The sequence below is a fragment of the Pseudomonas asgharzadehiana genome (genome assembly GCF_019139815.1).
Classification (GTDB): domain Bacteria; phylum Pseudomonadota; class Gammaproteobacteria; order Pseudomonadales; family Pseudomonadaceae; genus Aquipseudomonas; species Aquipseudomonas asgharzadehiana.
In genome coordinates, this window is the sequence record NZ_CP077079.1 from 2,897,959 (window position 1) to 2,913,542 (window position 15,584).

The 15,584-nt window shown below is 62.0% G+C and carries 13 protein-coding genes; 4 read left to right on the top strand and 9 right to left on the bottom strand.

The window, feature by feature from the left end; genetic code table 11:
* The first annotated feature begins 1 nt into the window (after position 1).
* The gene (gene uvrA, locus KSS96_RS13160) at positions 2-2,521 is read left to right on the top strand and encodes an excinuclease ABC subunit UvrA (protein WP_217856404.1); all 2,520 of its coding nucleotides are present in this window, start codon (positions 2-4) and stop codon (positions 2,519-2,521) included.
* Positions 2,522-2,631: 110 nt separating this feature from the next.
* Here uvrA and tkt read toward each other — a convergent pair whose 3' ends face one another.
* On the bottom strand, positions 2,632-4,686 hold the full coding sequence (gene tkt, locus KSS96_RS13165; RefSeq protein WP_017528012.1) for a transketolase: 2,055 nt from the start codon (positions 4,684-4,686) through the stop codon (positions 2,632-2,634).
* 174 nt (positions 4,687-4,860) lie between these two features.
* Here tkt and KSS96_RS13170 point away from each other — a divergent pair, with 174 nt between their 5' ends.
* The gene (locus KSS96_RS13170) at positions 4,861-5,085 is read left to right on the top strand and encodes a DUF465 domain-containing protein (RefSeq protein ID WP_017528011.1); all 225 of its coding nucleotides are present in this window, start codon (positions 4,861-4,863) and stop codon (positions 5,083-5,085) included.
* 141 nt (positions 5,086-5,226) lie between these two features.
* Here the strand turns inward: KSS96_RS13170 and hglS are convergent, their stop codons facing one another.
* Positions 5,227-6,603, bottom strand: coding sequence for a 2-oxoadipate dioxygenase/decarboxylase HglS (gene hglS, locus KSS96_RS13175; protein WP_017528010.1), 1,377 nt, complete (start codon positions 6,601-6,603; stop codon positions 5,227-5,229).
* Between the two features lie 289 nt (positions 6,604-6,892).
* On the opposite strand from hglS, the gene KSS96_RS13180 reads away from it, so the two are divergent.
* Positions 6,893-8,302: an OprD family outer membrane porin gene (locus KSS96_RS13180; protein ID WP_137220260.1), complete on the top strand. Its 1,410-nt coding sequence runs from the start codon at positions 6,893-6,895 to the stop codon at positions 8,300-8,302.
* Between the two features lie 116 nt (positions 8,303-8,418).
* Here the strand turns inward: KSS96_RS13180 and KSS96_RS13185 are convergent, their stop codons facing one another.
* Together KSS96_RS13185 and KSS96_RS13190 are read right to left on the bottom strand one after the other, a co-directional pair.
* Positions 8,419-8,733, bottom strand: coding sequence for an SCP2 sterol-binding domain-containing protein (locus KSS96_RS13185; RefSeq protein WP_005788868.1), 315 nt, complete (start codon positions 8,731-8,733; stop codon positions 8,419-8,421).
* A 56-nt stretch (positions 8,734-8,789) separates the two neighbouring features.
* Positions 8,790-9,500, bottom strand: coding sequence for a histidine phosphatase family protein (locus tag KSS96_RS13190; protein ID WP_135196533.1), 711 nt, complete (start codon positions 9,498-9,500; stop codon positions 8,790-8,792).
* Between the two features lie 195 nt (positions 9,501-9,695).
* Here KSS96_RS13190 and sohB point away from each other — a divergent pair, with 195 nt between their 5' ends.
* Positions 9,696-10,721 carry a protease SohB gene (sohB, locus tag KSS96_RS13195; RefSeq protein ID WP_017528007.1) on the top strand — a complete coding sequence of 342 codons (1,026 nt, stop codon included), beginning with the start codon at positions 9,696-9,698 and terminating at the stop codon, positions 10,719-10,721.
* 51 nt (positions 10,722-10,772) lie between these two features.
* Here the strand turns inward: sohB and dhaL are convergent, their stop codons facing one another.
* From dhaL to KSS96_RS13220, 5 genes are all read right to left on the bottom strand, one after another.
* Entirely contained in the window at positions 10,773-11,417 is a 645-nt protein-coding gene (gene dhaL / locus KSS96_RS13200) for a dihydroxyacetone kinase subunit DhaL (protein WP_116079584.1), read from the bottom strand.
* A gap of 3 nt (positions 11,418-11,420) precedes the next feature.
* Positions 11,421-12,422, bottom strand: coding sequence for a dihydroxyacetone kinase subunit DhaK (locus KSS96_RS13205; protein ID WP_068934757.1), 1,002 nt, complete (start codon positions 12,420-12,422; stop codon positions 11,421-11,423).
* A gap of 144 nt (positions 12,423-12,566) precedes the next feature.
* The gene (locus KSS96_RS13210) at positions 12,567-13,682 is read right to left on the bottom strand and encodes an MDR/zinc-dependent alcohol dehydrogenase-like family protein (RefSeq protein ID WP_065878341.1); all 1,116 of its coding nucleotides are present in this window, start codon (positions 13,680-13,682) and stop codon (positions 12,567-12,569) included.
* A gap of 25 nt (positions 13,683-13,707) precedes the next feature.
* Positions 13,708-14,463, bottom strand: a complete 756-nt coding sequence (locus tag KSS96_RS13215) for an SDR family oxidoreductase (RefSeq protein ID WP_017528003.1) — start codon at positions 14,461-14,463, stop codon at positions 13,708-13,710.
* Between the two features lie 89 nt (positions 14,464-14,552).
* Positions 14,553-15,560, bottom strand: coding sequence for a substrate-binding domain-containing protein (locus tag KSS96_RS13220; protein ID WP_017528002.1), 1,008 nt, complete (start codon positions 15,558-15,560; stop codon positions 14,553-14,555).
* Positions 15,561-15,584 lie beyond the last annotated feature (24 nt).

A 15,584-nucleotide genomic window follows, 5' to 3' on the forward strand; every position in this document is an offset into this window, starting at 1 on the left:
CATGACTTCACCGCGCAACATCCCTTCGATCACCGCCCAACGCCCAGGCTTCGTGCGGGTGCGGGGTGCCCGCGAACACAACCTGCGCAATGTCGATGTGGACATTCCCCGGGACGCCTTGGTGGTGTTCACCGGCGTGTCGGGCTCGGGCAAATCGTCCCTGGCGTTTTCCACGGTGTATGCCGAGGCTCAGCGGCGCTATTTCGAGTCGGTGGCGCCCTATGCGCGGCGCCTGATCGACCAGGTGGGCGTGCCCGACGTGGACAGCATCGAGGGCCTGCCGCCCGCCGTGGCCCTGCAACAACAGCGCGGTACGCCAAGCGCGCGCAGCTCGGTGGGCAGCGTCACCACCTTGTCCAGCCTGATCCGCATGCTGTACTCCCGCGCCGGCAGTTACCCGCCAGGGCAGGCGATGCTCTATGCCGAGGACTTTTCGCCGAACCTGCCTCAGGGCGCGTGCCCGCAATGCCATGGCTTGGGCCGCGTGTATGAAGTGACCGAAGCGCTGATGGTGCCGGATCCATCGCTGACCATCCGCCAGCGCGCGGTAGCTTCCTGGCCCCTGGCCTGGCAGGGCCAGAACCTGCGCGACATACTCGTAACCCTGGGTTACGACGTGGATACCCCTTGGCGTGACCTGCCGAAAAAACACCGCGACTGGATCCTCTTCACCGAAGAAACCCCCACGGTACCGGTGTATGCCGGCTTCACCCCGCAGCAAACCCGCGACGCGCTCAAGCGCAAGCTGGAGCCGAGCTACCAGGGCACCTTCAGCGGCGCGCGGCGCTATATCCTGCACACGTTCACCCATACCCAGAGCGCGCTGATGAAAAAGCGCGTCGCGCAGTTCATGCAGGGCAGCGCCTGCCCGTTGTGCGAGGGCAAGCGCCTGACCCGGGCGGCACTCTCGGTGAAGTTCGCCGGGGTGGACATTGGCGAGTTGTCGCAGCTGTCGCTGGCGCAGTTGGCCGAGTTGCTGCGGCCGGTGGCGGCGGGGCAGGACACGATGAAACTGTCCGTGGAAAAGCGCCTGGCCGCGCAGCGTATCGCCCAGGATTTGCTGGAGCGCGTCAGCACCTTGACCGAGCTGGGTTTGGGGTATCTGAGCCTGGAACGCAGCACGCCGACGTTGTCGTCCGGCGAGTTGCAACGCCTGCGCCTGGCCACGCAATTGGGCTCGCAATTGTTTGGCGTGATCTATGTGCTGGATGAACCGTCGGCAGGGCTGCACCCGGCGGATGGCGAGGCGCTGTTCACCGCGCTTGAGCGTTTGAAAGCCGCCGGCAACTCGCTGTTTGTGGTGGAGCACGACCTGGAAACCATGCGCCGCGCCGACTGGCTGATCGATGTCGGCCCGGCCGCCGGCGAGCAGGGCGGGCAAGTGCTGTACAGCGGCCCGCCCGCCGGCTTGGTGGATGTGCAGGCATCGCAGACCCGTGACTATCTGTTTGCCGAACCGCGCCCGTCGAATCAGGCGCGCCGTGAACCCCGTCACCTGTTGAAACTGGCGGGTGTGACGCGTAACAACCTCCATGATCTGAGCGTGGAATTCCCGCTGGGTTGCTTCACCGCAGTGACCGGCATTTCCGGCTCGGGCAAGTCCAGTCTGGTCAGCCAGGCCCTGCTGGAACTGGTGGGCGCAGGCCTTGGGCGCGTGGTCGACAATGACGAAGAACAGAGCCTGGAAGATGACGCGCCGCAACCCCTCGGTGGCCGCATCAGCAGCGGGCTGGAACATATCCGCCGCCTGGTGCAGGTAGACCAGAAACCCATTGGCCGCACGCCGCGCTCGAACCTTGCGACCTACACCGGGCTGTTCGATAACGTGCGCAAACTGTTCGCCGCCACGCCCGCCGCGAAGAAGCACCAATACGATGCCGGCCAGTTCTCTTTCAACGTCGCCAAGGGCCGTTGCCCCAACTGTGAGGGCGAAGGGTTTGTCAGCGTCGAGTTGTTGTTCATGCCCAGCGTGTACGCGCCGTGCCCGACCTGCCATGGGGCGCGCTACAACCCCGAGACACTGGCGATCAAATGGCAGGGCTTGAGCATCGCCCAGGTGCTGGGCCTGACCGTTGAGCAGGCCGTCGAGGTGTTTGCCGAGCAGCCGGGTGTGTTGCGTTCGTTGCAGGTATTGCGCGATATCGGCCTGGGTTATCTGCGGCTTGGCCAACCGGCTACCGAACTGTCCGGCGGCGAGGCGCAACGCATCAAGTTGGCCACCGAACTGCAACGCAACGCCCGGGGCGCGACCTTGTATGTGCTGGATGAGCCGACCACGGGGCTTCATCCACGGGATGTGGATCGCCTGCTCAGCCAGCTCAACCATCTGGTGGATGCGGGGCACACGGTGGTGGTGGTCGAGCATGAAATGCGCGTGGTCGCGCAGAGTGACTGGGTGATCGATATCGGGCCGGGAGCAGGGGATCTGGGGGGCAAGGTGGTTGCCAGTGGCACGCCACAGAAAGTCGCCAGGAGCAAAAAGAGTCGCACCGCGCCATTCCTGGCACGGGCACTCACCTAAGCGCAAAAAAGCTTCAAATGTGGGAGGGGCTTGCTCCCGATAGCGGTGGGTCAGAAGAAATTTACATGACTGATTCACCGCTATCGGGCAAGCCCCCTCCCACATGTGGTTTAGTGTTGATTCAGTTGGATCTGCGCTTTGGCTTGCTTCACCACATGCTCCACCGTAAAGCCGAATTTCTCCTGCAGCTTGGCCAGCGGCGCCGACGCGCCAAAGCTGTTCATCACCACCTTGGCGCCGGTTTGTCCGACATAACGGTCCCATCCCAACGGCCCTGCCTGTTCGACCACTACCCGTGCCTTTACCGCCGGTGGCAACACGCTGTCGCGGTAAGCCTGGTCCTGTTCTTCGAACAATTCCCAGCTGGGCATCGACACCAATTGCGCGGCGACCCCTTCGTTGGTGAGCTGTTCATAGGCCGCCACGGCCAGGCTGACTTCGCTGCCGGTACCGATCAGGACCACTTCGGGCTTGTTCGCCCCGGCCAACACATAAGCGCCCTTGGCTGCGCCAGTCGCTGCCGCATACTTCGTGCGGTCCAGGGTCGGCAGCGGTTGGCGTGACAGCACCACGCAGCTCGGCCGATGGGTTTGCGCCAGGGCGACTCTCCACAGCTCCAGGGTTTCATTTGCATCGCCAGGGCGCAGGGTCAGCAGCCCCGGCGTGGCGCGCAATTGCGTCAGGTGTTCGATGGGCTGGTGGGTCGGCCCGTCCTCGCCCACGCCGATGGAGTCGTGGGTGAACACAAACACCACCGGCAACTCCATGATCGCCGCCAGGCGGATCGGCGGTTTCATATAGTCGCTGAATACCAGGAACGTCGAGGTGTACGGGCGCAGGTAGGACAGCGCCATGCCATTGGCAATCGCGCCCATGGCGTGTTCGCGAATGCCGAAATGCAGGTTACGCCCGCGGTAGTCGTCGGCGCTGAAACGCCCGGCGCCGTCGAAGGTGAGGTGGGTCTTGGTCGACGGCGACAAATCAGCCGAGCCACCGATCAGCCAGGGGATTTGCCGGGCGAAGGCATTCAACACCTCACCGCCTGCCGCACGACTGGCGACGCCTTTGGCATCCGCCGCATAACCCGGCAGATCTGCCTGCCACTGCGCGGGCATTTCGCCGGCGCGCATGCGCCGCAGTTCGTCGGCTAACTGCGGGTCAAGAGCGGCCAGGGTCCGGTTCCATTGCTGGTACAGCGGCTCGGCGCGCGCCTGCAGCGCGTCGCGTAATACCGTGCGTGCCTCATCGGGCACCAGGAAGCTCGAATCCTGCGGCCAGCCATACGCCGCCTTGGTCAGGCGAATTTCTTCATCGCCCAGCGGTTCGCCATGGGCGGCAGCGGTGTTGTGCTTGTGGGGCGAGCCGTAGCCGATCACGCTGTCGACCACGATCAGCGTCGGTGCGCCGGTGTTGGCCTGGAAGGTCTCCAGGGCTTCGCTCAATGCCTGCAAGTCATTGGCGTCGGCGACGTGCAAGGTGTGCCAGCCATACGCCTGGAAGCGCTTGATCACGTCCTCGCTGAACGCCAACTCGGTGTGGCCTTCGATGCTGATGGTGTTGTTGTCGTAGATCCAGCACAGGTTATCCAGCTTCAAATGCCCGGCCATCGATGCCGCTTCGCTGCTGATGCCTTCCATCATGTCGCCGTCGCCGCACAGGGTGTAGACGTTGTAGTCAAACAACACCTGGCCGTCGCGGTTGAAGCGCTCGGCCAGCCAACGCTCGGCCATGGCCATGCCCACGCTGTTGGCGCAGCCTTGGCCCAACGGCCCGGTAGTGGTCTCGACGCCGGTGGTCATGCGGTATTCCGGATGCCCTGGGGTTTTTGAGTCGGCTTGGCGAAACTGCTTGATATCGTCCAGGCTGATCGCCGGTTGCCCGGTGCGTTGGCCCTGGGCATCGATCTCCACCACACCGGCAAGATGCAACAGCGAATACAGCAGCATCGACGCATGCCCCACCGACAACACAAAACGGTCGCGGTTGGGCCAGTCGGGATGCGCCGGGTGATACCGCAGGAACCGGCTCCACAGCGTATACCCCACCGGCGCCAGGCCCATGGGCGTGCCGGGGTGGCCGGAATTGGCCTTCTGCACGGCGTCCATGGCCAGAGTGCGCAGGGTGTTGATGCATTGAGTGTCGACAGTGGTAGCCGCGTGAGTCATGAAACCGGTCTCCCTCGAATGACGATCTATTGTTGAGGGCAGGGCGTCGCAAAGGTTTTGTCCCATCGCCGTTACCGCGACGAACGGGGCGTATTGAGCGCAAACATGACAAGACCGCCAGGAATGGGCTAGCTTCAAGGGCGTAGACCATTGATCAACATGCGGAGGTACGCCATGCCAGTGAAACACGACCTGTATCAGGATTTGGGGTTGAGCAAGGAAGTCGTTCACGAACGCAGGGCGAACGATAAACGCCTGGACTCGCTGCTCACGCAATATGACGCTGCCGACGGGGAGGTGCTCAAGGCGGAATCAGCCAGTGCCAGCGATGAAGATGTTGAGAAACTGAAGAAAAAGCGGCTTCTGATCAAAGATGAAATTGTGGGGCGATTGGGTTAAGCAGTCCCGCAACGACCGTGGCGAGGGGCGGTGCGACGATTCGACTTGCTCCCGATAGCAGTGTGTCAGGCACCGATGCATCAACTGACACGCCCTCGCCACCCACACGCCTTTGCCATTGGAGCGGCGCGGGCATCGGGTTTAGGCCAGCAGTGCGTCCAGGCACGCATCCACCGAGCGTTGCTGCGTTTGCGCATACAACTTCAGCTCATCAATTGTGTTGCGCCCCAGCGCCTGTTCGAACGCCGCCTGGTTCGAATGGGCCGCGTAGTGGCTTTGCGCGCCATCCCCCAGGTTCGACTGGAAGATCCCCGCCGCGCTCACCGGTAGAAAGTCCTCATACACCAACGGCTCTACATCGACGTGGCCGGCGGCGACCAGAGCCTCCAGCGTGCGTGGTTGGTCGGCGTGGCCGCGTGCCGCGAGGCCTTTTGGCGTGGCGAAGTAGCGGAAGTACGCCAGGCCCTGTTCGCGCATGTGTGCGTGGTTGTCGGGGAAGGCCTGGAAGTGCTGCTCCATCAATTGTGTGTAGCGTGCGGCGTTAGCCTCGTTGGGGAATGCGCCCAGTTCGTCGCGGGCGGCGTTCAGCAGTTGGTCGTAGAGGGCGCGGCCCTTGGGCGTCAGCGCGACGCCGCGTTGTTCGATTTCGCCGAAACGTGCGCTGTGGCTGCCTTGGGCGTCGGTGAAGGCGATGGCTTCGTCAAGGGCTTTGAAGCTGGTCTGGCGCAGCAGGATCGGGCACTGGCGGCGCGGCGGGCCTTCGATCACGGCCTTGGGCGTGATGCCTTTGCCGGGCATGGCGGCCTGCACCTGGTCGATGTCCAGGGTGCGCGGAGTCAGATGGTTGATGTGCGGGCCCTTGAACGCGACGACGTCGGCGATCAGGCGGTGCTGGTCGCTCAGTTGCTGGTATTGCGCGGCGGTGACGGTGGCGGCGTGGTGCCAGCGGAAGGTTTCCAGGGCCTCGCGGATAAAGTGCGCGGCGTCCTCGGCATCGAGGCCGCCGTCTGTTTCCGCCTGCCCAATCAGCGCCAGGGCGCCTGGGCTGAAGATCGACCGTTTGGCCAGGGCGGTTTCGGCGAAAGCGCGCAACTCGCGATTTTCGATCAGCTCCAGGCGCAGCAACGAGGTGAACACACGAAACGGGCTGGTTTGCAGCGCATGCTCATGGACCGCGCGAAACGCTGTGGAATGCACCGGCACGCCCGCCGGCGTGAGGTCGTAATAGCCCACCGGCTGCATGCCCATCACTGCGAACAGGCGGCCGATGGTCGCCAGTTCCGCTGCAGTGCCCAGGCGGATGGCACCGTGGCGCTCCCTGTCCAGGCGCTGGATCTCGCCGGTGCGTTGCAGTTGTTGCGCCACACCCGGTTCGCTCTGGAGCACGCGAGTGTTGACCTCGGCCACCAGATCCATCAGCGCGCCGTACAGGGGAACTTCATCTCGGTACATATCGGACATGGCCTTGGAAAAGCCCTTGCGGATCTCGTCGGGGCTCACATGTGCGGTACTTGGCATAGAAAAATTCCTGATGACGGACGTGATAGGTGTGACCGTTTTCTGGATTTTGTTGGGCCCAGGGTGCGCTTGCAAACGAAGATTCCTCTGGACTTCATTCTGCAAATGAATGAGATGACACGAATATGTCAAAAACCGCGCCTGGCAAAACTTCATTTTCGAGCGGTTTTCCTAACTTATTCTTCACGGAGTCCGCCCCGGCCCCCATGAAACAATCGTCACGTTTGTAGGGATGAAAACGCCGTTTCGCACACCTTTTACATAAAAAAATATTCAGGGGCCGTCGTTAATGAAGCTATCTACACTGGCGTTATCCATCACCGCCGCCGTGCTGGCACAGCAGGCTTGCGCGGATGATTTCGGGCTCGGCGCGCTGGGCACGGGCAACGGTCACAGCGGTTTTGTGGAGGACAGTCATGCGTCCGTCAGCTCACGAACCATGTACTACAGCGCAGACAACCGCTCGGGTACCAACAACGACCTGCGCGAAGCCGCAACCGCGCTGCGTTTTGACTACAAATCCGGCTTTACCCAAGGCACGCTCGGCGTCGGTTTCGACGTGATGGCGTTCGGTGCCTTGCGCCTCGATGGCGGCGACGGTCACGCCGCCGGCCCCGGCCTGGCGGGCAACGGCAACAGCTTCTTTCCAACCAGGAACAACGGTACCGAACCTGCCGACTCCTTTGGTCGCGCTGCGGGTAATGTGAAGTTCAGGATTTCCCAGACCGAATTGCACGTCGGTGGTGGCCTGGCACCGGTGTTGCCCATCCTGGTCGCCAACGACAGCCGTGTGGCGCCGCAGACCTTTGACGGCGGCGTTCTGACTTCGAACGACATCCCCAACGTGACCTTCACCGGCGGTGAGCTGAACCGCGTCGAAGGCCGTGCTTCCAGTAACTCCACGGGGTTGAGCGTTGCCGGTGGCCAGCGCGATAGCGACAGCTTCAAATTCGGTGGCGTGGACTACAAACCCTTCGGTTCATCCGACAACAGCCTGGCAAAAAACCTGACGCTGCAGTACTACTACGCGCAGCTGCAGGACTTCTACAAACAGAACTATGTAGGCCTGGTGCACGTGCTGCCGTTGGGCAATGACCAATCGTTCAAGACCGACCTGCGTTACTTCGACAGCACCAGCGACGGCAAGAATGGTTCGAGTGGCTATGCGTTCAACAACAACGGCGGCTATGCCAAGCATGCTGGCGAAGTGGACAACAAAACCTACAGCGCAGCCTTCACTTATCAGTTGGGTGGCAGCAGCCTGATGCTCGGCCACATTGGCGTGGGGGATGACGGTGGCTTCGTCTGGGTCAACCAGGGCAGCCTGGCCGACCCGCACGCGCAAGGCGCCGGCGGCAGCGACTTCTACCTGTTTACCGATGCGGTGGTCGGCCAGTTCTCCCGGGCAGGCGAGCAGGTCAACTTCGGCCAGTATGCCTATGACTTCAAGGCCTACGTACCGGGCCTGAAGGCGTCCGTGGCGTATCTGGACGGCAAGGACATCAAGTCCAATGTCGCCGGTGGCCCCGACCAGAAAGAAAACGAAGCCGACTTCCGCTTGGACTATGTGGTGCAGGCAGGTCCGCTGAAAGGCTTCGGTACCACCTTGCGTACCGGTACCTATCACGGCAAAAACACCGGCACCGCCGACCAGGACCAGACCCGTCTGATCTTCAACTACACCTACGCGATCTTCTAACCGGGCTGCGCCCCACTGTGTAGGTACCCGGCGTTGACGGTGAGCTACCAGCGACGCAAAAAAATGTGGGAGCGGGCATAAGCCCGCTCCCACAGAGATTCAGGGTTGCCCGAGAATCAGGAAGGGAACAACTCGCTCAGCTTCATCGCCAGCATCATGTCGCCTTCGGTGCGCAGCTTGCCGCCCATGAAGGCCTGCATGCCGTCGGTGGAACCGTCGACGATGCCTTCCAGGGTTTCGCTGTCCATGACCAGGGTCACTTGGGCGTCCGGGTTTTCGCCTTCTTGCAGCTCGCAGGTCTTGTCTTTGACAACCAGGGAAAAATTCTTGGTGTCGTCAATGCGGAAACCGAATACCAGGTCCAGGCCTTCGGCAGCGCTTGGGTTGAATTTGGCTTTCATTGCTTCTACGGCTTTAGCTACGTCAGTCATGGTTTCGATCCTTTGGGGTAGAGTCCAGTGACCCTGGGGTCACGGTTGGCCGCAATTCACCGGAAGGTGATGAGCTGCGGCGCCTTCAACAGTTGCAAGTGGGTATGGCTGTTGAAGGAAGCCAGTGCCACCTCGCGACCGCGGAATTTCAGCTGGTTGAGCGAGGTGTTAACAATTTGCCAGTTCAGCTCGAAGGCCTGGGCGGCAGGCATTCGGGTCATCAGGTGGAGCAGGGCGGTGATGGTGCCGCCCGAGGTGAACACGGCGACTTTGTGCGAATTGTCCGCTGCCTCGAGAATACGTTGCAGGCCGCCTTGAACGCGCTCGACGAACCCCTGCCAGCTTTCCAGCCCTGGCGGATCATAGGTGCCGGCCAGCCAGCGCTCGATGATCAGGGCGAAGATGCGCTGGAATTCGCTGCGGTTTTGCGCGCCGTTACGCAGGATGTGCATCGCGTTGGGTTCGGCGCCGAGCAGGTCAGGGAGCAACCCGCGAATAATGGCCTCACCGTCGAATTCATTGAAGGCGACGTCGGTTTCCAGCGGCGGGACCGGCAGGCCCCGGGCGCTGTATTGATCGAACGTAGCGCTGGCGGTGTGCTGTTGGCGGCGCAGGTCGCCGGCTATGCAGCGGTCGAATACCAGGCCCATGTCGGCCAGGTGGCGACCGAGGACTTGGGCTTGTTCCACGCCGAGGGGCGACAGCACGTCGTAATCGTCTGCACCGAAGGAGGCCTGGCCATGTCGAATCAGATAGATGCTGCCCACGTCCGTTTTCCCGGTACGTTGAAAGTCTGGCGAGGTTATGAGGATGCCAGGGAGCTGTCAATGAAAAAACATACGCTTGTTTTAAAAGGCTGTTGGAGTGCTGGGTTGCTGGCGGTTTGATCACTGGCCCGAACGCCTGGCCGCCGGTATGCTGGGACAATCCGCGCCTGGCGCACTGCACTTGTAAGGAGCAACATGGATTTCCTGGCCGAATACGCGAGCTTTCTGGCGAAGACCGTCACCCTGGTGGTCGCTATTCTGGTGGTACTGATCAGCTTCGCGGCATTGCGCAGCAAAGGTCGTCGCAAATCCGCCGGCCAATTGCAGGTCAGCAAGCTCAATGATTTCTACAAAGGCCTGCGTGAACGCCTGGAATCGACCCTGCTCGACAAGGACCAACTCAAGGCCTTGCGCAAGTCCGAAAGCAAAACCGAAAAGAAGAACAGCAAGCATAAACCCGAGGCCAAGCCACGGGTGTTCGTGCTGGATTTTGACGGCGACATCAAGGCCTCGGCCACCGAAAGCCTGCGCCACGAGATCACCGCGCTGCTGAGCCTGGCCACGCCCAAGGATGAAGTGGTGCTGCGCCTTGAAAGCGGCGGCGGCATGGTCCACAGCTACGGCCTGGCGTCCTCGCAACTGGCGCGTATCCGCCAGGCGGGCGTGCCGTTGACCGTGTGCATCGACAAGGTAGCGGCCAGCGGCGGCTACATGATGGCGTGCATCGGCGAGAAGATCATCAGCGCACCGTTCGCCATCCTCGGCTCCATCGGCGTAGTGGCGCAGTTGCCCAATGTGAACCGCCTGCTGAAAAAGCACGACATCGACTTTGAAGTGCTGACCGCCGGTGAATACAAGCGCACCCTCACGGTATTCGGCGAAAACACCGAAAAAGGCCGCGAGAAGTTCCAGGAAGACCTGGACATCACCCATCAGTTGTTCAAGAACTTCGTGTCGCGCTATCGCCCCCAATTGGCGATTGATGAGGTCGCGACCGGGGAAGTGTGGCTGGGTGTTGCGGCGCTCGACAAACAACTGGTCGACGAACTGCAGACCAGCGACGAATACCTGGCCACCAAGGCCAAGACCGCCGAGGTGTTCCACCTGCACTATGCCGAGCGTAAAAGCCTGCAGGAGCGCGTGGGCCTGGCGGCCAGCGGTTCGGTGGACCGCGTGCTGCTGACCTGGTGGAGCCGCTTGACCCAGCAGCGCTTCTGGTAACCTAAAACTGAAATCCAGGTAATCCCTTGTGGGAGCGGGCTTGCGGCCCTGTCAGGTCAAGCGGGGCTGGATAGAGTCCGCCAACCGCGTAAGGATCAGGCAGCACGACACCGCTCCGGCATCCAGCACGCCCAGTGAACGTTCGCCCAGGCGACTGGCGCGGCCGATCTTCGCTACCAGGTCCTTGGTCGAATCGCGGCCCTGGGACGCGGCGGCTTTCATCGCGTCCAGCGCGCCGTTGAAGGTCACCCCCGAGGCATGTGCCTGTTCAAAGGCTTCCACTGCCGGGATCAAGGTGTCCATCAGGCACTTGTCGCCTACACCGGCCTCGGTAATGTCTTGAAGCGATGTCAGCCCGCCGCGCAGCAGGTCAGCGAAGGTGGCGGCATCGATGTCTTCGCTGCCCCGCACTTCATCGGCCATGCCGATGAACAGGCTGCCATACAACGGGCCCATAGAGCCGCCGATGCCTTCCATCAGGCTCAGGGTCAGTTCATCCAGTGCTTCGGCGAGGGTCAACTGCCGGCCTTCGATCGTGCGCCCGCAATGGGCGAAACCCTTGGCCATATTGATGCCGTGGTCGCCGTCGCCAATGGCGCCGTCGACCTCGCTGAGGTACTCACGGTTGGCCGTGATCACGCTGACCAGGTCGGCGACGATGGCGCTGCCCTCGTGGGTGGAAAAATGCTGGCTCATGGTTCAGTCCGCCTGGGTCATGCCGATGGAGCGGCAGGGTTGGTCGATGAGGGTTTTGAGTTCGGCATCGAGGCCGAGCAGGGTCAGGGTCACGCCCATCATTTCAAGGGAAGTGAAGTAGTTGCCGACGTAGCAGCGATGGATCTTCAGCCCCTTGGCCTTGAGCTGTTTTTCGACCTCAGCGTAGAAAATGTACAACTCCATCACCGGCGTGGCGCCGAGCCCCGAAACCAGCACCACCACACTGTCGTCCTGGCTGAAATCGCGGTCTTCAAGGATCGGCGCGAGCATGCGTTCGGCCATCGCGGCGGCCGGTTCGACAGGGATGACTTGAATGCCCGGTTCGCCATGATGACCGATGCCCAGCTCCATCTGGCCAGCGGGGATCTGGAAGTTCGGTTTGCCCACGGCCGCAATGGTGCAGGGGGTGAGACCGATGCCGATCGAGCGACAGTGATCGACGGTTTTCTGGGCAACACGAATCACGCCATCCAGATCGTAATGCTGGGCGGCAGCGGCGCCGCCGACCTTCCACATGAAAATTTCGCCAGCCACGCCACGGCGCTTGGCAATCTCGGCCTTGGGCGCCGAGGCCACGTCGTCGTTGGCGACCACTGTGCGGATGCGCATGTCTTTGCTGGCGGCCATCTTCATGGCCAGCTTCACGTTCATATTGTCGCCGGCATAGTTGCCGTACAGGCAGGCTACGCCGGCACCCTGGTCGGCGGCCCGGAAGGCGTCGAAGAAGCTTTTGGCGGTGGGCGAGGAGAAAATCTCGCCCACCGCCACCGCGTCGACCAGGCCCGGGCCGACATAGCCGAGAAACGCAGGCTCATGGCCCGAACCGCCGCCGGTGACGATGCCCACGCGGCCCTGGCCCGATGGCCTGGCCTTGACGATGACGCGCGGGTTGGCCTCGTATTGGCGCAGTTCGGGATGCGCGACCAGGATGCCGCGCAGCATGTCCTCGACCACTTGGTCCGGATCGTTGATGACTCGATTCATAACGCGGGCTCCTTTTTTTTTATTGGTTCACCACTATCCAGGGTGGGAGGGCGCTCCCGATAGCGGTGTGTCAGTCAGCTTATCTATCACTGTTAAATCGCAATCGGGAGCAAGCCCCCTCAGACCTTTGGATAGGTGGTGGGCTTAAGGCTGCAGTACAACCTTGAGTGATTTATCGCCACGCTCCATCACTGCAAACGCCTCCTTGAAGTCCGCCAGCGCAAACTTGTGGGTCACCACATCGCGCATGTCGATCTTGCGGTTGCCGATAAAGTCGATGGCCCTCGGGTACATGTACGGCCCCAGGTGCGAGCCCAGGATATCCAGTTCCTTGCGGTCGCCAATGATCGACCAGTCCACCGTGGCCTCGTCGTTGAACACGCTGAATTCGACAAACCGCCCCAACTTGCGCAGCATCGCCAGCCCCTGGTTCACCGCTTTATGGTGCCCGGTGGCTTCGATATAGATGTCGCAACCGTAGCCGTCGGTGATCTCGCGGATTTTCGCCAGTACGTCCACTTCGGCGGGGTTCCACACCTCGTCCGCGCCCATGCGCAGGGCGAGGGCGGCGCGTTCGGGTTTCATGTCCAGCACGATGAGTTTTTTCGGATTGCGCAAACGCACGGCGCCGATGATGCCCAGGCCCAGTGTGCCGGCGCCTGCGACCACCACGATATCGTCATGGTCGACATTCGCGCGTTCCGCCGCGTGCAGCGAGCAGGCCAGCGGTTCGATCAGGATCGCCTCGTCAGGCGCAATGGACTCCGGCACTTTGTGAATAATGCCTTCCTTGGTGAAGATCATGTACTGGGCCATGGCGCCCTGCACATTGTTCTGAAAACCATAGAGGTCATGCTTCTGGCACATCCAGTACTGGCCGTGGTTACAGAAGCGACAGCCCCAGCACGGCACGATCTGCTCGGAAATCACCCGGTCACCGACGGCCACGCCGCGCTTTTCCGCGCCAGGGCCCAGTGCGACCACGCGGCACACGAACTCATGCCCAGGGATCATCGGTGGCTTCACGTAGCGGGGTTGCTCGGCGTCACCCCAGAACGACGGGGCGCCGCGATAGGTCTTGATATCACCCATGCAAATGCCGCACAGCTCGACCTTGGTGAGGATTTCATCGGGGCCGGGGGTGGGGACGTCGACGGTTTCCAGGCGGTAGTCTTCCGGGCCGTGGCAGACCACGGCCTGCATGGTTTTCGGGATAGCCGGGGACAGCTGTTCTGGTGTGCGTTCGGTAGCGGTGGACATGACAGGACCTCACGAAAAAAATCAATTACTGAATGCTGTAGCCGCCGTCGATCACCATGTTGGCGCCGGTGACCATCTGGGCCGCGTCGCTGAGCAGGTACAACGCCAGCCCGGCGATTTCTTCGGGTTGGGCAAAACGGCCCGCCGGGATCTGCAATTTGGCCCGCTCACCCACGTCGCCGGCCCAGGCTTTTTTGCCCAGGGCGGTCTCGACAATGGTGGGCGAGATGGCGTTGACGGTAATCCGGGGCGCCCATTCCATGGCCAATACCTTGGTCATGCCGACGATGGCCGCTTTGCTCGCGCAGTAGGCGACGTGCCGGTCCAGGCCGATCACGGCGGCCTGGGAGGCGAGGTTGACGATGCGTCCGCTGCCTTGGGCGAGCATGTGCCGGGCACAGGCTTGCGCCACGAAAAAGCTGGCCTTGAGGTTGATATCCAGGGTGGTGTCCCAGGCGCTTTCGCTGACCTGCAGAGCCTTGTCCAGCAGTACCACGCCGGCGCTGTTGATCAGGTAATCCAGGCGTTGGAACTGTTCGAATACGCTGTCGATGGTGTGCTGTATCTGGCCGACCTGGGCGAGGTCGACGGCGATGCCCAGGTGCCCGGCACCCAGCTTGGCGGCCACGTCCACCACCGTCGGGTCGCGGTCCAGCAAGGCCACGCGCGCGCCGCGCTCCGCCAGTAGGTGGGCGCAAGCCAGCCCGATGCCGGCGGCGCCTCCGGTGATCACCGCGCAGCGGCCGGTGAGGTCGAAGGCTTGGTTCCAGAAACCAGACATGAACAGACTCCATTTTTAAGCAGAGGGGAGATCAAAGTGTGGGAGGGAGCAAGCCCCCTCCCACACTTGGCTGTATTTCAAGTCAATAACTACTTGCCGCCGCTGACTTGTTTGTACAGCGCATCCGCATTGGCATTGGTCACCGGCACCCACGGCAGGATGTAGTTCTTGGCGGTGCCATCGGCCCATTTCACATCCTTGCCATACCGCTCCCAGATCACCGACCGGGGCTTGTAGTCTTTACCGGCCAATGCGCGCAATGCCACGTCCAGCGCGCCTTGGGATTGGGCCTGGGCATCCTGGAGGAAGGTGGTGACTTCATCTTTTTTTGCCGCCTGGATCGCGTCCGGCATGCCGTCGATCGACGTCACGGGCACGTCTTTGGCGGTCAGTCCATGGGACTTCAGGGCCTGCACGGCACCGAGGGCCATGTCGTCGTTCTGTGCGATCACGCCATTGATGCCCTTGGGGTGCGCGTTCAGCCAGTCCTCGGTGAGCGCCAAGGCCTGGGCGCGATCCCAGTTGGCGGTCTTTTTCTCGATAATCTTGATGTCGGGGTATTTGCCCAGCACTTCCAGCTCGCCTTTTTCCCGGTCGATCTGCGCCGACTGGCCAATCGGGCCCTGGATGATCACCACATTGCCTTTGCCCTTGAGCTTGTCGGCCATGGCCTGGGCCTGCAGGCGTCCGCCTTCCACGTCGTCATTGCCCACATACGGCACGCTGGCATCGGCAACTTTGGCATTCGAGGCCACGACGACCACGTCATTGCTCATGGCTGCCTTGACGGTACCGATACCGGCCTTGGTATCGATCGGCACGAACAGAATGGCGTCGAAGCGTTGGGTCACCATGTTTTCGATCTGGTTGTTTTGGGTCAGGGCGTCGTAGTTGCCGTCGAACACGGTCAACTGCACGGTGCCGTCCTTGACCGCCGGATGTTCCTTCAACTCGCGTACCCAGTTCTGCATGAACTGGCCCTTGAGGCCGTAGACGGCCGCGCCGACCTTGTAGGTCTTGCCGTCGGCGGCCAGGGCGATACTGCTGGCGAGCAGGGAGAGAGCCGCCGCGGCGGCAAAGGTGGTACCCAGTTTCATGAGCGGAACTCCAGTTATTGTTGT

Excerpts from the sequence above, each read along its gene's own strand:
- uvrA (WP_217856404.1), top strand. The coding sequence starts at position 2 with ATGACTTCACCGCGCAACATCCCTTCGATCACCGCCCAACGCCCAGGC.
- tkt (WP_017528012.1), bottom strand. The coding sequence starts at position 4,686 with ATGACTCACGCGGCTACCACTGTCGACACTCAATGCATCAACACCCTG.
- KSS96_RS13170 (WP_017528011.1), top strand. The coding sequence starts at position 4,861 with ATGCCAGTGAAACACGACCTGTATCAGGATTTGGGGTTGAGCAAGGAA.
- hglS (WP_017528010.1), bottom strand. The coding sequence starts at position 6,603 with ATGCCAAGTACCGCACATGTGAGCCCCGACGAGATCCGCAAGGGCTTT.
- KSS96_RS13180 (WP_137220260.1), top strand. The coding sequence starts at position 6,893 with ATGAAGCTATCTACACTGGCGTTATCCATCACCGCCGCCGTGCTGGCA.
- KSS96_RS13185 (WP_005788868.1), bottom strand. The coding sequence starts at position 8,733 with ATGACTGACGTAGCTAAAGCCGTAGAAGCAATGAAAGCCAAATTCAAC.
- sohB (WP_017528007.1), top strand. The coding sequence starts at position 9,696 with ATGGATTTCCTGGCCGAATACGCGAGCTTTCTGGCGAAGACCGTCACC.
- dhaL (WP_116079584.1), bottom strand. The coding sequence starts at position 11,417 with ATGAGCCAGCATTTTTCCACCCACGAGGGCAGCGCCATCGTCGCCGAC.
- KSS96_RS13205 (WP_068934757.1), bottom strand. The coding sequence starts at position 12,422 with ATGAATCGAGTCATCAACGATCCGGACCAAGTGGTCGAGGACATGCTG.
- KSS96_RS13210 (WP_065878341.1), bottom strand. The coding sequence starts at position 13,682 with ATGTCCACCGCTACCGAACGCACACCAGAACAGCTGTCCCCGGCTATC.
- KSS96_RS13215 (WP_017528003.1), bottom strand. The coding sequence starts at position 14,463 with ATGTCTGGTTTCTGGAACCAAGCCTTCGACCTCACCGGCCGCTGCGCG.
- KSS96_RS13220 (WP_017528002.1), bottom strand. The coding sequence starts at position 15,560 with ATGAAACTGGGTACCACCTTTGCCGCCGCGGCGGCTCTCTCCCTGCTC.